This is a genomic window from Kitasatospora sp. NPDC051164, assembly GCF_044455625.1.
Taxonomy (GTDB): Bacteria; Actinomycetota; Actinomycetes; order Streptomycetales; family Streptomycetaceae; genus Kitasatospora.
Map to the genome: position 1 here is coordinate 142,759 of NZ_JBITFB010000022.1, position 16,127 is coordinate 158,885.

Annotated in this window: 14 protein-coding genes; 8 read left to right on the forward strand and 6 right to left on the reverse strand. The window is 73.5% G+C overall.

Going from position 1 to position 16,127, the window contains the following annotated elements; all coding sequences use genetic code 11:
- Positions 1 to 247: 247 nt before the first annotated feature.
- Both ACIBEC_RS30145 and ACIBEC_RS30150 read right to left on the reverse strand, forming a co-directional pair.
- Positions 248 to 1,486 (reverse strand): glycosyltransferase, encoded by a 1,239-nt coding sequence (locus tag ACIBEC_RS30145; RefSeq protein WP_360502181.1) that lies wholly within the window; start codon positions 1,484 to 1,486, stop codon positions 248 to 250.
- A gap of 155 nt (positions 1,487 to 1,641) precedes the next feature.
- A complete protein-coding gene (locus ACIBEC_RS30150; protein ID WP_360502184.1) occupies positions 1,642 to 3,075 on the reverse strand; it encodes a cytosine permease in 1,434 nt (477 codons plus the stop codon).
- Between the two features lie 72 nt (positions 3,076 to 3,147).
- On the opposite strand from ACIBEC_RS30150, the gene ACIBEC_RS30155 reads away from it, so the two are divergent.
- From ACIBEC_RS30155 to ACIBEC_RS30170, 4 genes are all read left to right on the forward strand, one after another.
- Positions 3,148 to 3,798, forward strand: a complete 651-nt coding sequence (locus ACIBEC_RS30155; RefSeq protein WP_360502187.1) for a TetR family transcriptional regulator C-terminal domain-containing protein — start codon at positions 3,148 to 3,150, stop codon at positions 3,796 to 3,798.
- A gap of 114 nt (positions 3,799 to 3,912) precedes the next feature.
- Entirely contained in the window at positions 3,913 to 5,580 is a 1,668-nt protein-coding gene (locus ACIBEC_RS30160) for an amidohydrolase (protein WP_360502190.1), read from the forward strand.
- 168 nt (positions 5,581 to 5,748) lie between these two features.
- A complete protein-coding gene (locus tag ACIBEC_RS30165; protein ID WP_360502193.1) occupies positions 5,749 to 7,146 on the forward strand; it encodes an erythromycin esterase family protein in 1,398 nt (465 codons plus the stop codon).
- A gap of 407 nt (positions 7,147 to 7,553) precedes the next feature.
- Positions 7,554 to 8,462 carry an immunity 49 family protein gene (locus tag ACIBEC_RS30170; protein WP_360502196.1) on the forward strand — a complete coding sequence of 303 codons (909 nt, stop codon included), beginning with the start codon at positions 7,554 to 7,556 and terminating at the stop codon, positions 8,460 to 8,462.
- Between the two features lie 276 nt (positions 8,463 to 8,738).
- Here ACIBEC_RS30170 and ACIBEC_RS30175 read toward each other — a convergent pair whose 3' ends face one another.
- Positions 8,739 to 9,299, reverse strand: a complete 561-nt coding sequence (locus ACIBEC_RS30175) for an SRPBCC family protein (RefSeq protein ID WP_360502199.1) — start codon at positions 9,297 to 9,299, stop codon at positions 8,739 to 8,741.
- A 218-nt stretch (positions 9,300 to 9,517) separates the two neighbouring features.
- Between ACIBEC_RS30175 and ACIBEC_RS30180 the strand changes: the two genes are divergently transcribed.
- Positions 9,518 to 10,441, forward strand: coding sequence for a LysR family transcriptional regulator (locus ACIBEC_RS30180; protein ID WP_360502201.1), 924 nt, complete (start codon positions 9,518 to 9,520; stop codon positions 10,439 to 10,441).
- 130 nt (positions 10,442 to 10,571) lie between these two features.
- On the opposite strand, the gene ACIBEC_RS30185 is transcribed toward ACIBEC_RS30180, so the two are convergent.
- Positions 10,572 to 11,348, reverse strand: a complete 777-nt coding sequence (locus tag ACIBEC_RS30185; RefSeq protein ID WP_360502204.1) for a crotonase/enoyl-CoA hydratase family protein — start codon at positions 11,346 to 11,348, stop codon at positions 10,572 to 10,574.
- A gap of 160 nt (positions 11,349 to 11,508) precedes the next feature.
- Between ACIBEC_RS30185 and ACIBEC_RS30190 the strand changes: the two genes are divergently transcribed.
- A complete protein-coding gene (locus ACIBEC_RS30190; RefSeq protein ID WP_360502206.1) occupies positions 11,509 to 12,861 on the forward strand; it encodes a PLP-dependent aminotransferase family protein in 1,353 nt (450 codons plus the stop codon).
- 73 nt (positions 12,862 to 12,934) lie between these two features.
- Here the strand turns inward: ACIBEC_RS30190 and ACIBEC_RS30195 are convergent, their stop codons facing one another.
- The gene (locus ACIBEC_RS30195; protein WP_360502209.1) at positions 12,935 to 13,915 is read right to left on the reverse strand and encodes a YafY family protein; all 981 of its coding nucleotides are present in this window, start codon (positions 13,913 to 13,915) and stop codon (positions 12,935 to 12,937) included.
- 101 nt (positions 13,916 to 14,016) lie between these two features.
- Here ACIBEC_RS30195 and ACIBEC_RS30200 point away from each other — a divergent pair, with 101 nt between their 5' ends.
- Positions 14,017 to 14,580 carry a DinB family protein gene (locus ACIBEC_RS30200; RefSeq protein ID WP_360502211.1) on the forward strand — a complete coding sequence of 188 codons (564 nt, stop codon included), beginning with the start codon at positions 14,017 to 14,019 and terminating at the stop codon, positions 14,578 to 14,580.
- A gap of 106 nt (positions 14,581 to 14,686) precedes the next feature.
- Here the strand turns inward: ACIBEC_RS30200 and ACIBEC_RS30205 are convergent, their stop codons facing one another.
- Entirely contained in the window at positions 14,687 to 14,902 is a 216-nt protein-coding gene (locus ACIBEC_RS30205) for a heavy-metal-associated domain-containing protein (RefSeq protein ID WP_360502214.1), read from the reverse strand.
- A 307-nt stretch (positions 14,903 to 15,209) separates the two neighbouring features.
- On the opposite strand from ACIBEC_RS30205, the gene ACIBEC_RS30210 reads away from it, so the two are divergent.
- Complete coding sequence (locus ACIBEC_RS30210) at positions 15,210 to 15,929, forward strand: DUF3152 domain-containing protein (protein ID WP_360502217.1); 720 nt, start codon at positions 15,210 to 15,212, stop codon at positions 15,927 to 15,929.
- Positions 15,930 to 16,127: the final 198 nt, after the last annotated feature.

Genomic DNA, 16,127 nt, shown 5'->3' on the forward strand with positions numbered 1-16,127 from the left:
CCGGTCGTCGGATCGGTGCCGGACCCGGCCCTGTCCGGGCTGTCATGCGCCCCCCGACCGAACGAACGAAGGCCGGACGGACACCACACAGAGGCCGGACGGAGACCGCACGTAGGCCGGACGGAGACCGGCCGGAGGATGGTCCGGAGCGGAACTCGCCCGGCTCAGGCGGCCGCTCCCCCGCCTCGTCGGCACCGGCTGGTTCACCCGCCGACGGGTGCACTCGCCGACCGGTTCCGCGGGAGTTTCACTCGGATCCGTGGGGCCGTTCCTGGCCGGCCACGGCCTCGAACAGCAGCTTCGCGGCCACCGTCGCCCCGTCGGTGAGGATCGTGCCGGCCACGGTCTCCGCGTGTGCGCGGGTCTCGGGCGCCAGGGCCGTGGCGAGCACGGCGGACAGGGAGCCGACGGTCGGCGCGGGGTCGAGGTGGGCCGCGCCGATGCCCAACTCGGCCACGCGGGTTGCCCAGTACGGCTGGTCCGCGATCCGGGGCACGACCACCTGGGGCGCGCCGGCCCGGGCCGCCGCCGTGGTGGTGCCCGCCCCACCGTGGTGGACGACGGCGGCCACGCGGCGGAACAGCGCCTGCTGGTTGACCTCGCCGACGACCAGGCAGTCGTCCCGGTCGTCGACCGGGGCCAGCCCTGCCCAGCCTCGGGCGAGGACCACCCGACGGCCGTGGGTGCGGGCCGCTTCGATCGCGACCCGGGCGATGCCTTCCGGGGCGTGCGCGGCCATGCTGCCGAAGCCCACGTACACGGGTGGCTCACCGGCTGCCAGGAAGGTCTCCAGGTCGGCCGGCAGCGGGCGGTCGTCGGGCAGGATCCACGCGCCGGTCTGCACCGGGGAGAGCTCCGTCATGCCCTGCGACGGGCAGAGCCCGGGGTCCGCCGCCAGCCACGGCCGGTCGGTGAGGACGTGGTCGCGGACGTTGTCGACCGGTGGAAGGCCGAGCGACGCACGGTGGCGGTTGAGGGCCCCGCCGTACAGCGCGTTCACCCGCTGGGCGTCCTGTTCCCACAGCACCCGGTGGTCGGTCTCGTCCTGCGGGGAGGGTGTGCCCGGCCGTGCCCCTGGCCGGAAGTGCCGCGACGGCAGTCCGAGGGTGTGGAAGCACGCGAGCACGTAGCGGATGCCGAGGTACTCGGCCACGTCCCGCGCACCGGCCGGCATCAGGCCGGTCGCCAGGAGCACGTCGCATCCCTCGGCCGTCGCGGTGAGCGTGTCGAACCGCGCGGCGACCAGCTCGGGGGCGAGCCGGAAGGCGTCCTGCGCCGTCGGCGGCTTCGGACCGGCGACCACCGAGCGTACCGTCGGGCCGAGTGGCACCAGCGGCACTCCGATCCGTGCCAGCAGGTCCACGAACTCCTCGTCCGGCGGCGCGCACACCCGCACCTCCGCACCGAGCCCCTGCAGCGCCGCCGCCAGGGCCGCCAGCGGTTCGACATCTCCGCGCGATCCCCATGTCGTCAACAACACGCGCATTTCACGACTCCCGTTTTCGCAGGTCATGGCCTTTCGACCATCGATTCTGCGGGGTGACCGGGGCCTTGCCGCAAGCCCCCGGGTGCGCTATAGCCTGGTAGTGGCAGGGAGTGCGGTCTCCCTGCCGTTTCCTTTTCGGCCGGCCCCGCCCCTCGTCACACGCGACGGCGCATCAGCAGGGCGTACGCGGCAGCCGCCACCACCATGCCCACCGGCAGGGCCAGGTCGACGCCGGTCAGGGCGGCCACCGGGCCGGTGTAGAGGGTGTCGACGCAGAGGGCCGCGCTCGCCACGCCGCCGGCGAGGGCGAGGGCGCCGGCGGGGTTGAAGCCCGCCCGGTACCAGAACCGGCTACCGGGGGTCTCGTCGCCCAGGGCGTGGCCGTCGTAGCGGTTGCGGCGCAGCAGGATGTCGGCGGCGTAGATCGCGGTGCTGGGACCGAGCAGGACGACGGTCAGTTGGAGGACGTTGCTGACGGTGTCGAGGAAGTTGGAGACCAGCAGCGCGTAGAGGGTCAGCGCGACCGCGACCGCGCCGTCCACCAGCACGCTGAGGGTGCGGCGGATGCGGATGCCGACGGCCTGGAGGGCGAGGCCGGCGCTGTAGGCGGTGAGGGCGTTGACCGCGATGGTGCCGACGACCAGGGCAAGCAGGAAGACCGGGTTGAACCAGCCGGGCAGGATCTTCTGCAAGGCGGCCTGCGGGTCGGTCATGTCGACCGCGGTGGCGCCGAGCACCCCGAGCCCGCCGACCGCGACGCTGGGCAGGAAGCCGCCGAGGGCCGTCCAGCCGAGGACGGCGCGCGGGGAGGTGGTCGCGGGCAGGTAGCGGGAGAAGTCGGCGCTGGTGGTGTACGAGAGCGGGCCGGAGGCGATCAGGGTGACGCCGGCCAGGACCGCCGCCCACAGCCGGCCGCCGGTGAGCGGTTCGGGCTGGGTCCAGCCGAAGTCGGCGTGCCGGACGATCGCGTACCCCACGACCGCGAAGGCCGCGGTGAGCGCGAGGGTGATCGGCAGGTAGAGCCGGACGATCACGGCGTGTCCGTAGACGCTGATGGTGAGCGTGACCACGACGATCGCGATCACGATGGCGATCTTGATCGGGGTTGTGGGGGTGATCCCGACCCGCTCGACGAGCGAGAAGGCGGCGACGGCGGCCGCGGCGAGGTTCAGCGCGAAGTAGCAGACGGAGATCATCCAGCCGGTGACCGCGTTGTTCACGCGGTTGCCGCGCACCCCGTACATCGCGCGGGTGATGACCTCGCTGGGCGAGCCGGCGGCCGGTCCGGAGACCGCGAGCAGGCCGGCGCCGAGCCAGAACAGGTTGCCGGCGACGACCACCGCGAAGGCCTGCCAGAGGCTGAGGCCGGTCAGGACGAGGGCACCGCCGACGACCAGGTTGAGGTAGTTGACGTTGGCCGCCGCCCAGACGGAGAAGAGTTCGCGGGCGTGGCCGCGTCGCTCGGTTTCGGGGATGTGGTCGATGCCGTGGACCTCGACCCGACCGTTCCGTTCCTGCTGGTGCGGGGCGGCGGTGTGCGGGGAGAGGTCCGGTGATCTGTGGGGGTGGTCCGGGAGCGTGGATGCCATTGGGGGCCCTCCATGGGGGGTGTCGTGCCCACCTGCTTGCTTATTGGTCGCACACTCAATAGCATCCGGCACATGACGTCAAGCGTTCAGCGCAAAAGGGTTCGCAAGTCCCCCGAAGACCGGCGGGCGGAGATCGTCGGGGCCGCGGCCGAGGTCGCCCTCACCGAGGGCCTGGAGTGCATCACCCTGCGCCGGATCGCCGAGCAACTCGATGTCCGGCCGGGCCTGATCAGCCACTACTTCCCCGCCGTGGAGGACCTCGTCGCCGAGGCCTTCGGCAGCGCCGCCACCGCCGAGCTGGAGACGCTGCTGCCCGCCGACCCGCAGGACGGGTCCCCGCTGAACCACCTCGCCCGCTTCTTCGCCCGCGCCACCGGCCCGGCCTACGACGACATGAGCCGGCTCTGGCTCAACGCCCGCCACCTCAGCCGCTACCGCCCCGTCCTGCGCGACCGCGTGCTCGACCAGGAGAAGGACTGGCGCGGCCGGCTCAGCGGCGTCATCGCGTCCGGGGTCGAACAGGGCGAATTCCGCACCGGGGACCCAGTACTGACGGCGGTTCGGATCCTCGTGGTGATCGACGGCCTGGCCGGCCACGCCAACACCGGGCTGGGCAACCACCCGTCCGCCGTCACCAGGCTCGCCGCCGCCACCGCCGAGCGCGAACTGGGCCTGGCCGAAGGCGCCCTGGCCACCGAAGCCACCGGCGCCGAGCAGCCCTGACCCCGTCCCCGGCACCCGGCACCCCACCGAAAGCCTCCGCCGCCCCCACCGAAACCCCCGACACGGCCGGTCCCGGCCCCGACTCCCCCACCCCGCACCAGCGCTGGAGCCGAAGTGCGCACCTCCCTCGTCCTCCTCTCCGCCCACCTGCTCGACCCCGCCTCCGGCGGATTCCTCCCGCAGACCGCGCTCGCCGTCGTGGACGGCCGGATCGCCGCCCTCGGCGACGACCGCACGGTCCGCGAACTCGCCGACCCCGCGACCACCGTGATCGACCTCAAGGGCGCCGTGCTCACCCCCGGTCTGGTGGACGGCCACCTGCACCCGGTCACCGGCGCCGAGCTCACCCACGGCCTGGACCTCTCCGGCTGCACCGACCTGGACGCCCTCCGCGCCGCCCTCGCCGCCGAGGTCCGCCTCCTCGACCGCGGCGCCTGGCTGCACGCCTGGGGCCTGGACCCGAACGTCTTCGGCGACCGCCCGGTGGAGTCCGCCGCCCTCGCCCCCGTCCTGGACGGCGTCCCGGCGCTGCTCCAGCTCTTCGACGCCCACTCCATGCTCGCCAGCCCGCGCGCCCTGGAGCTGGCCGGCGTGGACGGCCCACGCAGCTTCGACCAGGCCGCCGAGGTGGTCTGCGGCGCCGACGGCCGCCCGACCGGGCTGCTGCTGGAGGACGCCGCCTGCGAGCTGGTCGAGCGCGCCGCCCCGCAGCCCACCCGCGCCGAGCGCCGCGAGCGCCTCGCCGCCGTACTGCGCGCCATGGCCGCCACCGGCCTCACCGGCGGCCACGCGATGGACGCCAACGGCGACAGCCTCGACCTCTACACGGAGCTGGACGAGGCCGGCGAACTGCCGCTGCGCCTGCGGGTCGCGCCCTGGTGCCAGCCCGGAGTCGACGCGGACGGCCTGCGCGCCCTGGTCGAGCAGCAGGGCCGGGGCGGACGGCTCTGGCGGGTGGACGGCGTCAAGCTGTTCATGGACGGCACGATCGACAACGGCACCGCCTGGCTGGAGCACCCGGACTGCCACGGCAAGTCCACCCACGCCTTCTGGCCCGACCCCGCGCACTACACCCACGTCATCCGGGAACTGCACCGGGCCGGCGTGCCGACCGCCACCCACGCCATCGGCGACGCCGCCGTCCGGCACGCGCTCGACTCGATCGAGAAGGCGTCGGGCGCGCAGGCGTCGGGCAGGCGGGCGTCCGACACGAGGGCACCGGGCGGGGGAGCGTCTCCCGTCCGGCACCGGATCGAACACATCGAGACCGTCCCCGACGAGGTCGTACGGCGCTTCGCCGAGCTGGGCGTGACCGCCTCCATGCAGCCCACGCACTGCTGCGACTTCACCCGGGCCGACCACACCGACAACTGGTCCCGCCGCCTCGGCGAGGAGCGGGCCGACCGCGCCTGGCGCTGCCGCGACCTGTGGGACGCGGGCGCGACCGTCGTCCTCGGCTCGGACTGGCCGATCGCCCCCTATCCGCCGCTGGGCGTCATGGCGGGCGCCCGCCACCGCCGCCCCACCCGCGACCTCGACCGGCCCCCGCACAACCCCGGCCAGGCGCTCACCGCCCTGGAGGCGCTGCGGGCGATGACCGTGAACGCCGCCCACGCGGCCGGCGAGGAACAGCTGGCGGGCCGGATCGCCGTCGGCCACCGCGCGGACCTCACCGTGGCGGCCGCCGACCCGCTCACCACCCCGGCCACCGAACTGGCCGAACTCCCCGTCCTGCTCACCGTCCTGGACGGGCGGCCCACCCACCGCGCCGACTCCCTCTGACCGACCGGGCCGCAACCCGACCGACCGGGTCGCACCAGGCACCCGGGGGTTACCCCCCGGCTCGACTCGGCGGAATCCCTCAGCGCGCCAACGCTCCTCGATGATCGACGATTCGTCTACCGGCGTTCGCCGGCGAACGACTCCACCGATCTCGAGGAGCAGTCGAGAATGACCGCACGCGGCACGCACATCGGCCGACGGTCCCTGTTGGCCGCCACGGCAGCCATGGCGACCACCGCCCTGTTCGCCCCGGCCACCGTGGCGGCTGCGGACCAGCCGCCGGACCGGTCCGCGGATGCGACGCAGCGTCAATCCTCTGCCGTGGTCGGGGAGTTGGACGCCATCGCTTACCCGCTGCGAAGCACCGAGGCCGGCGGCCGGGAAACCGACCTGCGGGCGCTGGGCGCCATGATCGGCGACGCCACGATGGTGGGGCTCGGCGAGGCCACGCACGGCACCCACGAGTTCTTCACCATGAAGCAGCGCGTCCTGCGCTACCTCGTCGAGGAGAAGGGCTTCACCGCCTTCGCGTTGGAGACCAGCTGGTCCTCGGGCCTGCGCGTCGACGACTACGTCCAGGGCCGCACCGGCGGCGACGCCCGGCGACTCGTCCAGGAGACGATGGGCGGATCCCCGTGGGATCGGCAGGAGTTCGCCGACCTGATCGACTGGATGCGCTCCCACAACCGCGAACACCCCGGGCGCCCGGTCCACTTCGTCGGCGACGACCTGGACTTCCCGTCGATCGGCGACCAGCTCTTCGACCGGGTGACCGGCTACGTCCGGGACGCGGCGCCCGAGTCGCTGCCCCGCCTGGAGCAGCTGTACGCCGGCCTGCGCCCGTTCGACGACGCCATCACGTACCTGACCACGACGCCGCTCGCCGAGCGGCGGACCAATGCCGCAGTGGCGCAGCGGACGCTGGAGCTGGTCACCGCGGCCGAGGGCGGGGGCGGCGAGGCGTACGAGTGGGCGCTGCAGAACGCCCGCAGCATCGCCCAGACCTTCGCCTTCACCGCCGTGGACCTCGACGACCCGGCCGACCTGGCCGAGAAGGAGCACTTCCGCGACCGGGCCATGACCGACAACGCCCTGTGGTGGCAGCGCCGCACCGGCAGCAGGATGCTGCTCTCGGCGCACAACGGCCACGTCGGGTACCGGTCCAGCGACCCCGTGCTGTACCCCAGGACCCAGGGCTCCTACCTGCGTGACGCCCTGGGAGCGGGCTACCTCTCCATCGGCTTCACCTTCGACCGCGGCTCCTTCCTCACCAAGGACGCTCCCTTCGCTCCCGCGTGGAAGAAGGTGACCGTTCCGCCGGCCACCGCCGACATGAACGAGTACACCCTTGACCGGGTGCGCCACCGCGACTACTACGTCGACCTGCGCTCCGCCCCGCCGGCCACCCGCGCCTGGCTGGGCACCGCCCGTCCGACCTATGACGCCGGTACGGAGTTCCGCGACGACCCGCTCCCCCGCCTCGCGATCGGCCCGACCTACGACGCGCTGATCCACCTCCACGCGACCACGGAGGCCCGCCCGACCGCACAGGCCCGCAGCCTCTGAGCTCCGGGAATCGCGGGAATCAGGGGCTCGGGGCCGCCCTTGATCCCGCAGGCCGAGCAGACCTGGGACGAGAACCTACCCGCAGGCGCTGACAACGCCCCACACCCCGGGCGCGGCAGGACAGTCGTCACGGCCTTGCACGTCGACTCGGTCCTCGTGACCAGGTACCGGCGAGGAGTGTTCAGCTTGAAGTGGCGTGTCCTCCCGGCGCCTTCGACAAGCAGTACATCGAACAGCAGCAGCGACCCACGTAACGCTCCACACCGACAGACCGTACGGGCCGTCCCGGCCCTGGAGGGCCGGGCCCGCGCCCACGCTCACCTGTCAGAGGCCACTGCTAGCGTACCCCTCCGTCAGCACAAGATCGCGGACGAATGACCGCACCACCGACGAGGAGACAGCAGCACATGGTGGAAGTGACGTGCCACACGGTGGTCCACCAGCGGATCCGGGACGCTCTGGGGGACGTCCGTGGCCGGGTCCTCGGCCACTGGTACGACATCGAGGACGAACTGACCATCAAGTCCGTCCGTGCGATGGGCGCCGAGCTGCTCGACCACCTCGGCGCCCTCACCCTGGAGGATCCGGCGCTGGCCGGCGCCGACGCCCGCGCGGCCCTGCGGACGGCGGCCGAGTGCGCCCTCGGCGTGCTCCAGCTCGGCTGCTTCCCCCGGGGTGACTTCCAGGTCCCCTTCCCGTACATCGGGGAGACGCTGGACAGCGACGACATCAGCTTCGGTGCCACCGTGGACTTCGCGCCCAAGGCGGGCACCTGGGTGGAAGCCTTCGCGATGTGCGTGATCAGCGGCCTGATCCGGGACGAGGACCGGATGTTCGGGCCGCTGCTGACGGAGGACTACGCGCCCTCGATCCACGACCGGCTGCCGTTCTCGGACCGCACCTCCGTCTCCGACCCGGCGAGCCTCGCCGAGATGGACGCGCTCTGCGCCTACCTCGGTGTCGTGGAGACGCGACACTCGCCGCGGGTCGCCCCCGCCCGACTGCGCAAGCCGGACACCGCGGAGCGCGCGGCGGCCGCCCGGGCCCTGGAGGCCGCGGGCGAGTCCTGGGCGACCGGGTTGAGCCCCGACCAGCAGCTGCTGCGGGTCCTGCTGGACGACGACCGGGCAGCCTTCGAGGAGGCGCTCACCGCCCGCCTCGCCCAACACCGCAACAGCACTCCCGCGACGGCCTGGCCCCGCACCCTGCTCCCGGTCGTCCCGATCGCCCTCGCCGCACTCGCCGTCCAGGTCCACGGATGGGAGCTCGGCATAACCTCCGGCTACCTCCCGGCCACGCTGATCAACGCGGGCTGAAACAGCCCCCCGGCGGGCACGGTGCCGGACAGGGTGGTCATGGGGGTGCTCGCTCTCCTCCGCTCGGGGCCCGCTCGGGGCCCGCTCGGGGCCCGCTCGGCGCATCGTCGGCGCATCAGGACGTGGACGGCGTTGCCCGACAGGCAAAACATCCCACCTTTCCCTCAACAGCTGTTTATCATCTCCCGGCTCGCGCTGCGCCGCACGGGTGGCCGGGTGGCCGGGTGGCCGACTGAGGGCCGACGGCTCGCGCCGGCCCCCGCTGGTCCGACCGACCTAATCCCCCTGCTCGGCCAGCGACTTGAGGCCTTCAATGGTGGCCGTCATGCCCTTGCGCAGTTCGCCGAGTCGGAACTCGACGATCTTCTCCTCGGCCTCCGGCTTGGCCTCGATGTAGGAGCTGAGGCCGCTGCGGCCCGGGCCGATCTCCACCGACTGGCGCAGCCGGGTGCCGCCGTTCTCGGGGGTGAGGTCGAAACGCCACCGCGCCAGCGAGCCGGTCACCTCGGACACCGGCTCGCCGTAGCGGCCGTCCGCGTCCATTACGGCCCAGGCGAAGGTGCGGGCGTCGGCCGGGTCCGTCGCGTCCGCGGTCGGGTCGGTCAGCTCGATCACCTCGGAGACCGTCCGCCAGTCGGGCATGTTCGCGCGGTGGTTGTGGCCCTCGAAGCGGGCGCCCGGCGCGGGGCGGTCCGCGCCGTCCAGCCAGGCGACGCGGTGGAGCTCCGGGCTGAGCCGGGTGGGCAGGGCGATGTCGGTCACCAGCTCCCACACCCGTTCCACCGGTGCCTCGACGAACACCTCACAGTGCACACCCGGACCGTCGGCGTACCGCATGACCGTTCCCCATTCTGTTGCACGTCACGTGTCTTGTTGCATCAATGTGCATCCATGCGGGTCGACACCCGCCCGCGCCCCCGCCTCTTGCGTCCGGAACGCCGCGAAGGCAGCGGGCGGGTTGCCGCCCTGGGCCCGGAAACGATGATCGACCCGCCGAACACCCAAGTCAATCCACCGGTTTGCTGGGACACCTCCAAGCGATACCTTGGATCTCCGTGACCATTGACGACCTCCGCGTCTTCGCCGCGGTCTGCCGGGCCGGCTCGCTCAGCGCCGTCGCCCGTGACCTCCACTGCACCCAGTCCGCGGTCAGCCAGCACGTGAAGCGCCTCGAACGCGAGCTCGGGCTCTCCCTGATCGAGCGGCACCCGCGCGGGGTGGTGCCCACCAAGGCGGGCCGCCTGCTCCAGGCCGCCGTCGCCACCGGCCTCGGTGGCATCGACCACGCGCTGCACCGGATCGCCGAACTCGCGCGCGGCGAAGGAGGATCCGTCCGGATCACCACCGGCGCCACCAGTATCCGGCACTTCATGTCCGCGGCCGTGGTGGCCTTCCGCCGGCGCTTCCCGCACGTCAGCCTGGAGTTCCAGACCGAGGTCTCCAGCCGCAGCTGTCTGGAGGCGCTCACCGCCGGTCGGGTCGACCTCGCCTGGATCACCCTCGGCACGCAGGCCCGCGGCATCGACCAGCGGCCGGTCGTCGACCTGCCGTGGGTCCTGGCCGTCGCGGCGGGCGACCCGCTCGCCGCCAGGGCCCGCATCGAACCCGCCGACCTGCAGGACGCCCGGCTGATCGGGCTGCCGCAGAACTCCGTCGCCCGCTCCCAACTCGACTCCTGGCTGGGGAAGTCGGGCATCCGGCCGGTCTTCGACACCAGCGTCGCGGACTGGGACACCGCGATCCTGCTCGCCGAGCTCGGCCTCGGCCACGCCGTCGTCCCCGCGCTCCCCCAGTGGCAGGGCCCCGGCCACCCCGGCCTGCGGCTGCTCCCGCTCCCCGATCTCCCGGCCCTCACCGCCGGCTGGGCCATCCGCGACTGGGACAACCTCTGCCCCCTCGCCCGCGCCTTCGCCGACACCGTCGCCGCCCACTGCGGAGACGACGCCGCCCTCCCGGCGGCGCACCCGGGAGCCTGCTGACCTCCTGGGCCCCCACGACCGGTCCGTTCGCCCGGCGCACGGACCGGCGTGCTGATGCAGGACCGTGACGCCGCCCGAACCACGGGGGTCGGCTCGGGCAGCGCCACCGGTCCCGCCGGCCGTGGCTCCCTCAGCGGGAGGCGGACGTGCGGTCCAGGAAACGCCGCACCCCGTCCCGTACGCCCTCGGTCGTTACGGTCGCCGCGAAGGTCGCTGCCTCGACCGCGAGTCCCTCGTCGATCGGAAGGTTGACGCCCCGGGTCACGGCCCGCAGGCAGGCGGCCACCGCCGTGGGGGCGTGCCGGGTGATACGGTCGGCCAAGTCCCGTGCGGTGTGCAGCAGTTCACCTGCCGGAACGACCGCATTGACCAGGCCGATCCCGGCGGCGCGGGCGGCCGGGACCGGGTCGCCGGTGAGGATCATCTCCAGGCCGCGCTTGCGGCCGACGTGGCGCGGCAGCCGCTGAGTGCCGCCGAAGGGCGGCGGGAATCCGAGCGAGATCTCCGGCTTGGCGAAGGTCGCGTGCTCGGCGGCGACGGCGAGTGGCGCGGCCTCGGTGATCTCGCAACCACCACCGTACGCAAGTCCGTTGACGGCCACGATGACGGGCTTGGGGAACTCCTCGATCCGCCGGGTGAGGGTGTGGCCGCGCCGGACGAACTCGCGCAGCGCCCGTTCGGGCCCACCGGCGATGCTGGCGGCCAGGGACGGGATGTCGGCGCCCGCGCTGAAGGCCCGCTGCCCGGCGCCGGTGAGGATGACGGCGCGGACGGTCTCGTCGGCGTCGATGCGGTCGAGCTCGGCGAGCAGTGCGTCGATCGTCGGGTAGTCGAGGGCGTTGAGCTTCCTCTCCCGGTCGATGGTGAGGGTGACGACGTGCTGGTCCCGCTCGCTGCGGATGGTCATGGGCGCGTGCTCCGTTCCCGGCTTCGCTGCTGGCCCGGCCGGCCTCGCTGCTGGATGTGTCGAGGCTAGGAACACCCATCCATGACAATCCAGTTATTGTCCTGGATACACTCCCGGTCCGTGCTCCCGTACACGCCACCCCAGGAACGGCAGGTGACCGGTGCGACCGCCCTCCTACAAGGCGATCGTCGACGAGTACGCGACGGCCATCCGCTCCGGTGCGCTCCCGGCCGGCACCCGGCTGCCGGCCCACCGCGCCCTGGCCCGCGAACGGCGGGTCGCCCTGGCCACCGCCACCCGGGTCTACGCCGAACTGGCCGCCGCCGGACTGGTGGTGGGCGAGCAGGGCCGGGGCACCTTCGTCCGGGTGCGCTCCGGCTACGACGGCCTCGAGCCCTCCCGCGCGCTCCCGGTACCCCGGGTGGCGGACCTCTCCTTCAACCAGCCGCTCGCCCCCGGTCAGGGCGACCTGCTGCGGCAGGCCCTGCGCGCCCTCGCCTCCTCGGGCGATGCGGAGGCGCTGCTGCGCCAGCACCCGCCGGGCGGCCACCGGCACGACCGGGCGGCGGTGGCCAGGTACCTGCTGGACCGCGGCGTCGACACGGCGCCGGAGAACGTACTGCTCACCAGCGGGGCGCAGCAGGCGCTGGACTGCGTCCTGCGCACCCTCACCCGCCCCGGGGACGTCCTGGCCGTGGACGCGCTCAGCTATCCCGGTATCAAGCTGCTCGCCGCCGCGCACGGGCTGGACCTGGCGCCCGTCCCGATCACCCCCGCGGGCCCGGACCTCGACGCGGGCCCGGACCTCGACGCACTCGACCGGCTCTGCCGCGCCCGCCCGGTGCGCGCGGTGTACACCATGCCGACCGTCCACAACCCGCTCGGCTGGGTGCTCGACCGGGCGCGGCGCGAGCGCCTGGCCGGCCTGGCCGCCGAGCACGGCTGCACGCTGATCGAGGACGGCACGTACGCCTTCCTGGAGGCCACACCGCCCCCGCCCCTGCACGCCCTCGCGCCCGAACGCACCTGCTACGTGGCCGGCCTGTCGAAGAACGTGGCGCCGGGTCTGCGGTTCGGCTTCGCCGTCCTGCCGGACCGCCTGCTGCGGGCCGCGACCACCCGACTGCGCACGGCTGCCTGGGGTGCGCCCGGCCTGATCACCGCCCTCGCCACCGGCTGGCTCGCGGACGGCACGGTCGCCCGCCTGGAACGGGAGCGCCGTACGGACGCCGCCGCGCGGCAGGCCGTCGCCCGCACCGCCCTCGCCGGCCTGGGCATCACCGCCCACCCCGGCTCCTACATCCTCTGGCTCACCCTCGAACCCCACCAGCGCCCCGATCAGGTGGCCGCCGCCCTTGCCGCCGAGGGCATCCTGATCTCCACCGCCGACGCCTTCGCCACCACCCCCCACCACCCCAACGCCGTCCGTCTCGCCCTCGCCACACCCCCGCTCACCGAGCTGCCCGCCGCCCTCACCCGCCTCCGCTCCACTCTCGACGCGCTCGCCCCATAGCCGAGTAAGCCGAGAAGCCGAGAAGCCGCGAGCCACGCCGCCCCCGGCACCGGAAGTCGGCCGACCCGACTTCCTAGTCGGCGGCCTCCTCCCCCCGCTCCACAGCCCGTCCGAAGCGGATGCTCCAGTCCGCGAGCAGCGTCCGCAGCCCGGGAGGGCCGATCACCTCGAAGTCGGCGCCCAGCGACCCCAGCGCCATGGCGGGCCAGTCGAGGGAGTCGGCGGTCATCAGGAGCCGGCAGCGGCCGGTGGCGACGGGCTCGACCGTGCCCCAGCGGCCGACCCGCGCCCGGACGTGGTCGGCGGGCGCGTCGATCAGCACCTCCACCCGCTGCGGGCGGGGCATCCCGTTGAGGCCCGCGCGGACGAACTCCGCCGCGTCGGCGGCCGGGAGGACGCGCGGGGCGAAGCGGGCGTCGCTGCCCTGCGGGGCGGTCAGCCGGTCGAGGCGGAAGCTGCGCCAGTCGGCGCGGTCGAGGTCGTACGCGACGAGGTACCAGCGGCGGTTGAGGCAGACCAGCCGGTGCGGTTCGACGTGCCGTTCGGTGCCGCGCCCGTCGGCGGCGGTGTACGCGAATCGCATCCGTTCGCCGTCCCGGCAGGCGAGGGCCACCACCGTGAGGATGTCCGGGTCGACGCCCGCGCCCGCCTGGGTGCCCCAGTCGACCGGGACGGTCATCGTGCGCAGCGCCTCCACCCGGCGGCGCAGCCGGGCCGGCATCACCTGGACCACCTTCGCCAGTACGCGCACCGAGGCTTCGGCGACGCCCTCCACCGGGCTCTCCGCCGCCGCCTGCAGGCCCACCGCCAGGGCCACCGCCTCCTCGTCGTCGATGACCAGCGGCGGCAGTGCCGCGCCCGCCGCCAGCTGGTAGCCGCCGTCGACGCCGCGCTGCGCGTCGACGGGGTAGCCGATTTCGCGCAGCCGGTCGACGTCGCGGCGCAGGGTGCGGACGGAGACGCCGAGCCGGTCGGCCAGTTCCCCGCCGGGCCAGTACCGGTGGGTCTGGAGCAGGGAGAGCAGTCGCAGCGTCCTGGTGCTGGTGTTCGCCATGGATCCGATTCTTCCCGGAATTCAGGACAGGAAGTGGCCGCAATGGTCCGTAGCGTGGTTCTTGTCCGAGGGAGCAGGAACCGAACGAAAGGCCCTAAGCCATGACCACGACGACCCCGACCACGACCAGCACCCCCGCCGCGACCCCCAGCACCGTCACCGGCGAGCGCGCCGACCTCCTGGTCGCGCTGGAGAAGCAGCGGCATTTCCTGCGCTTCACCACCCGCGACCTCACCGACGAGCAGGCGGGCCTGCGGACCACCGCGAGCGCGCTCTGTCTGGGCGGCCTGATCAAGCACGTGACCACGGTCGAACGGCTCTGGGCGGAGTTCATCGTGGATGGCCCGTCCGCGATGCCCGACTTCACCACGTGGACCGAGGCCGACTTCGCCCGCCGAGCCGACGAGTTCCGGATGCTGCCCGGCGAGACGCTGGCCGGCGTCCTGGCCGCGTACGAGGAGGTGTCGCGCCGTACGGACGAGCTGGTGGCCACGCTCCCCGACCTGGACGCCGCCCACCCGCTGCCGAAGGCCCCGTGGTTCCAGGCGGACACCACGTGGTCGGCCCGCCGGGTGCTGCTGCACATCGTCGCCGAGACCGCCCAGCACGCGGGCCACGCCGACATCATCCGCGAGTCCCTGGACGGCGCGAAGTCGATGGGCTGAACCCCGGACGGCGGCAGGGTCCGTCGGTCACCCCACCGACGGACCCCACGCATCGCTCCCGAAACCGGGCGCAAACCCGGCCTCAGACCCGCACTCAGGCCCGCACTCAGGCCGGCCCGACCAGCGTGAACCCGGCCCCGTCGACCGCGCCGCGGACCACGGCCTCGTCCAGCGGCTGCGCGGAGGCCACGGTGACCCGCCCGCTCGGCGCGTCGGCGACGACGTCGGTGACGCCCGGCAGAGCAGACAGCCCGGCGCTGACCGTCCTCTCGCAGTGGCCGCAGCTCATCCCGTCGACGGCGAAAACGGCGGTGGTGGACATGACGGTGCCTCCGATGACGTGCACGGGGAGTGGATCGACCCGCACCACAACACCCGAATCCGGCCCCCGACCCCAGGGACACGCCGCACAGGTGACACCATCGAGCGGTTCCGGGAACCGCCCGGGCCCCGCATCCGACAGGAGACCTCACCCCGGCCTCGCGAACCCCCTGAACCCCTGCCCCGTCCCCACCCGTTCCTCCCGGTAGAACCCCGAAGCCCGCCCGGGCCCCGCATTGGAGCCGTACCGCCATGTCCACACTGGCCCCGATACCCGCCCGACCGAACGACCACCTCGGGGGCAGCCGGTGAAGACGCTCACCCGGCTCCGCGCCCGGCGGCTGCGCCCCTGGAAGCTCTGGCACGGCGCGCTCGCCCTCGCGGTGGCCGCCGCCGTGACGGCCGGCCTGCTGTGGTGGCAGCCGTGGAGCGAACGCAAGCACGGCCCGGCCGCGCTTGCGTTCACCACGGCGCCCGGCGGCTCCGCCCGTTTCGGCACCGGCGAGCACCTGTACCGGTACAAGGTGCGGGTGGAGAACGGGATCGCGGAGAGTCCGGAGCAGTTCGCCGCCGAGGTGGACGCGGTCCTGGGCGATGTCCGGCACGGCTGGGCCGCCGGCGGTACGGCCTCCTTCCAGCGGATGCCCGCCGACCCGGTGGACTTCACCGTCTACCTGGCCACTCCGCAGTCCACCGACCGGATCTGCGGCCAGTACGGGCTGGACACCGGCGGCTGGGTGAACTGCGGCGTGACCCACCAGGTGGTGATCAACCTCAAGCGGTGGACCGAGCTGTCCGAGTTCTACCAGGGCAAGCCCGAGCTGTACCACGCGCTCGCGGTCAACCACGAGGTCGGCCACATCCTCGGCAACGGGCACGTCGACTGCCCGGGCCCGGGCGCTCCGGCGCCGGTGATGATGCAGCAGATCAAGGGGCTGCACGACTGCGTCCCCAACGGCTGGCCCTATTCCGACGCCGGCACCCTGCTGACCGGCCCGCCCGTCCAGGCCCCCACCAACGCCCCGTAAACCGCCGGCGCCGTCGCGGTTCCACCGCACGTTCCGACGCGTTGCCGCCGCAACCACCCACCCCGTACCGAAGCACCGCCCCGAAACACGGATAATCCTGGTCGGACCGGACGCCGCCCGCACCGCGCGCCCGGTCCCGATCGTGTCCGTAGTCGGTGCCGGTGGAGGAAGTGCGTTGAACGGTGTGCCCGGCGGGGA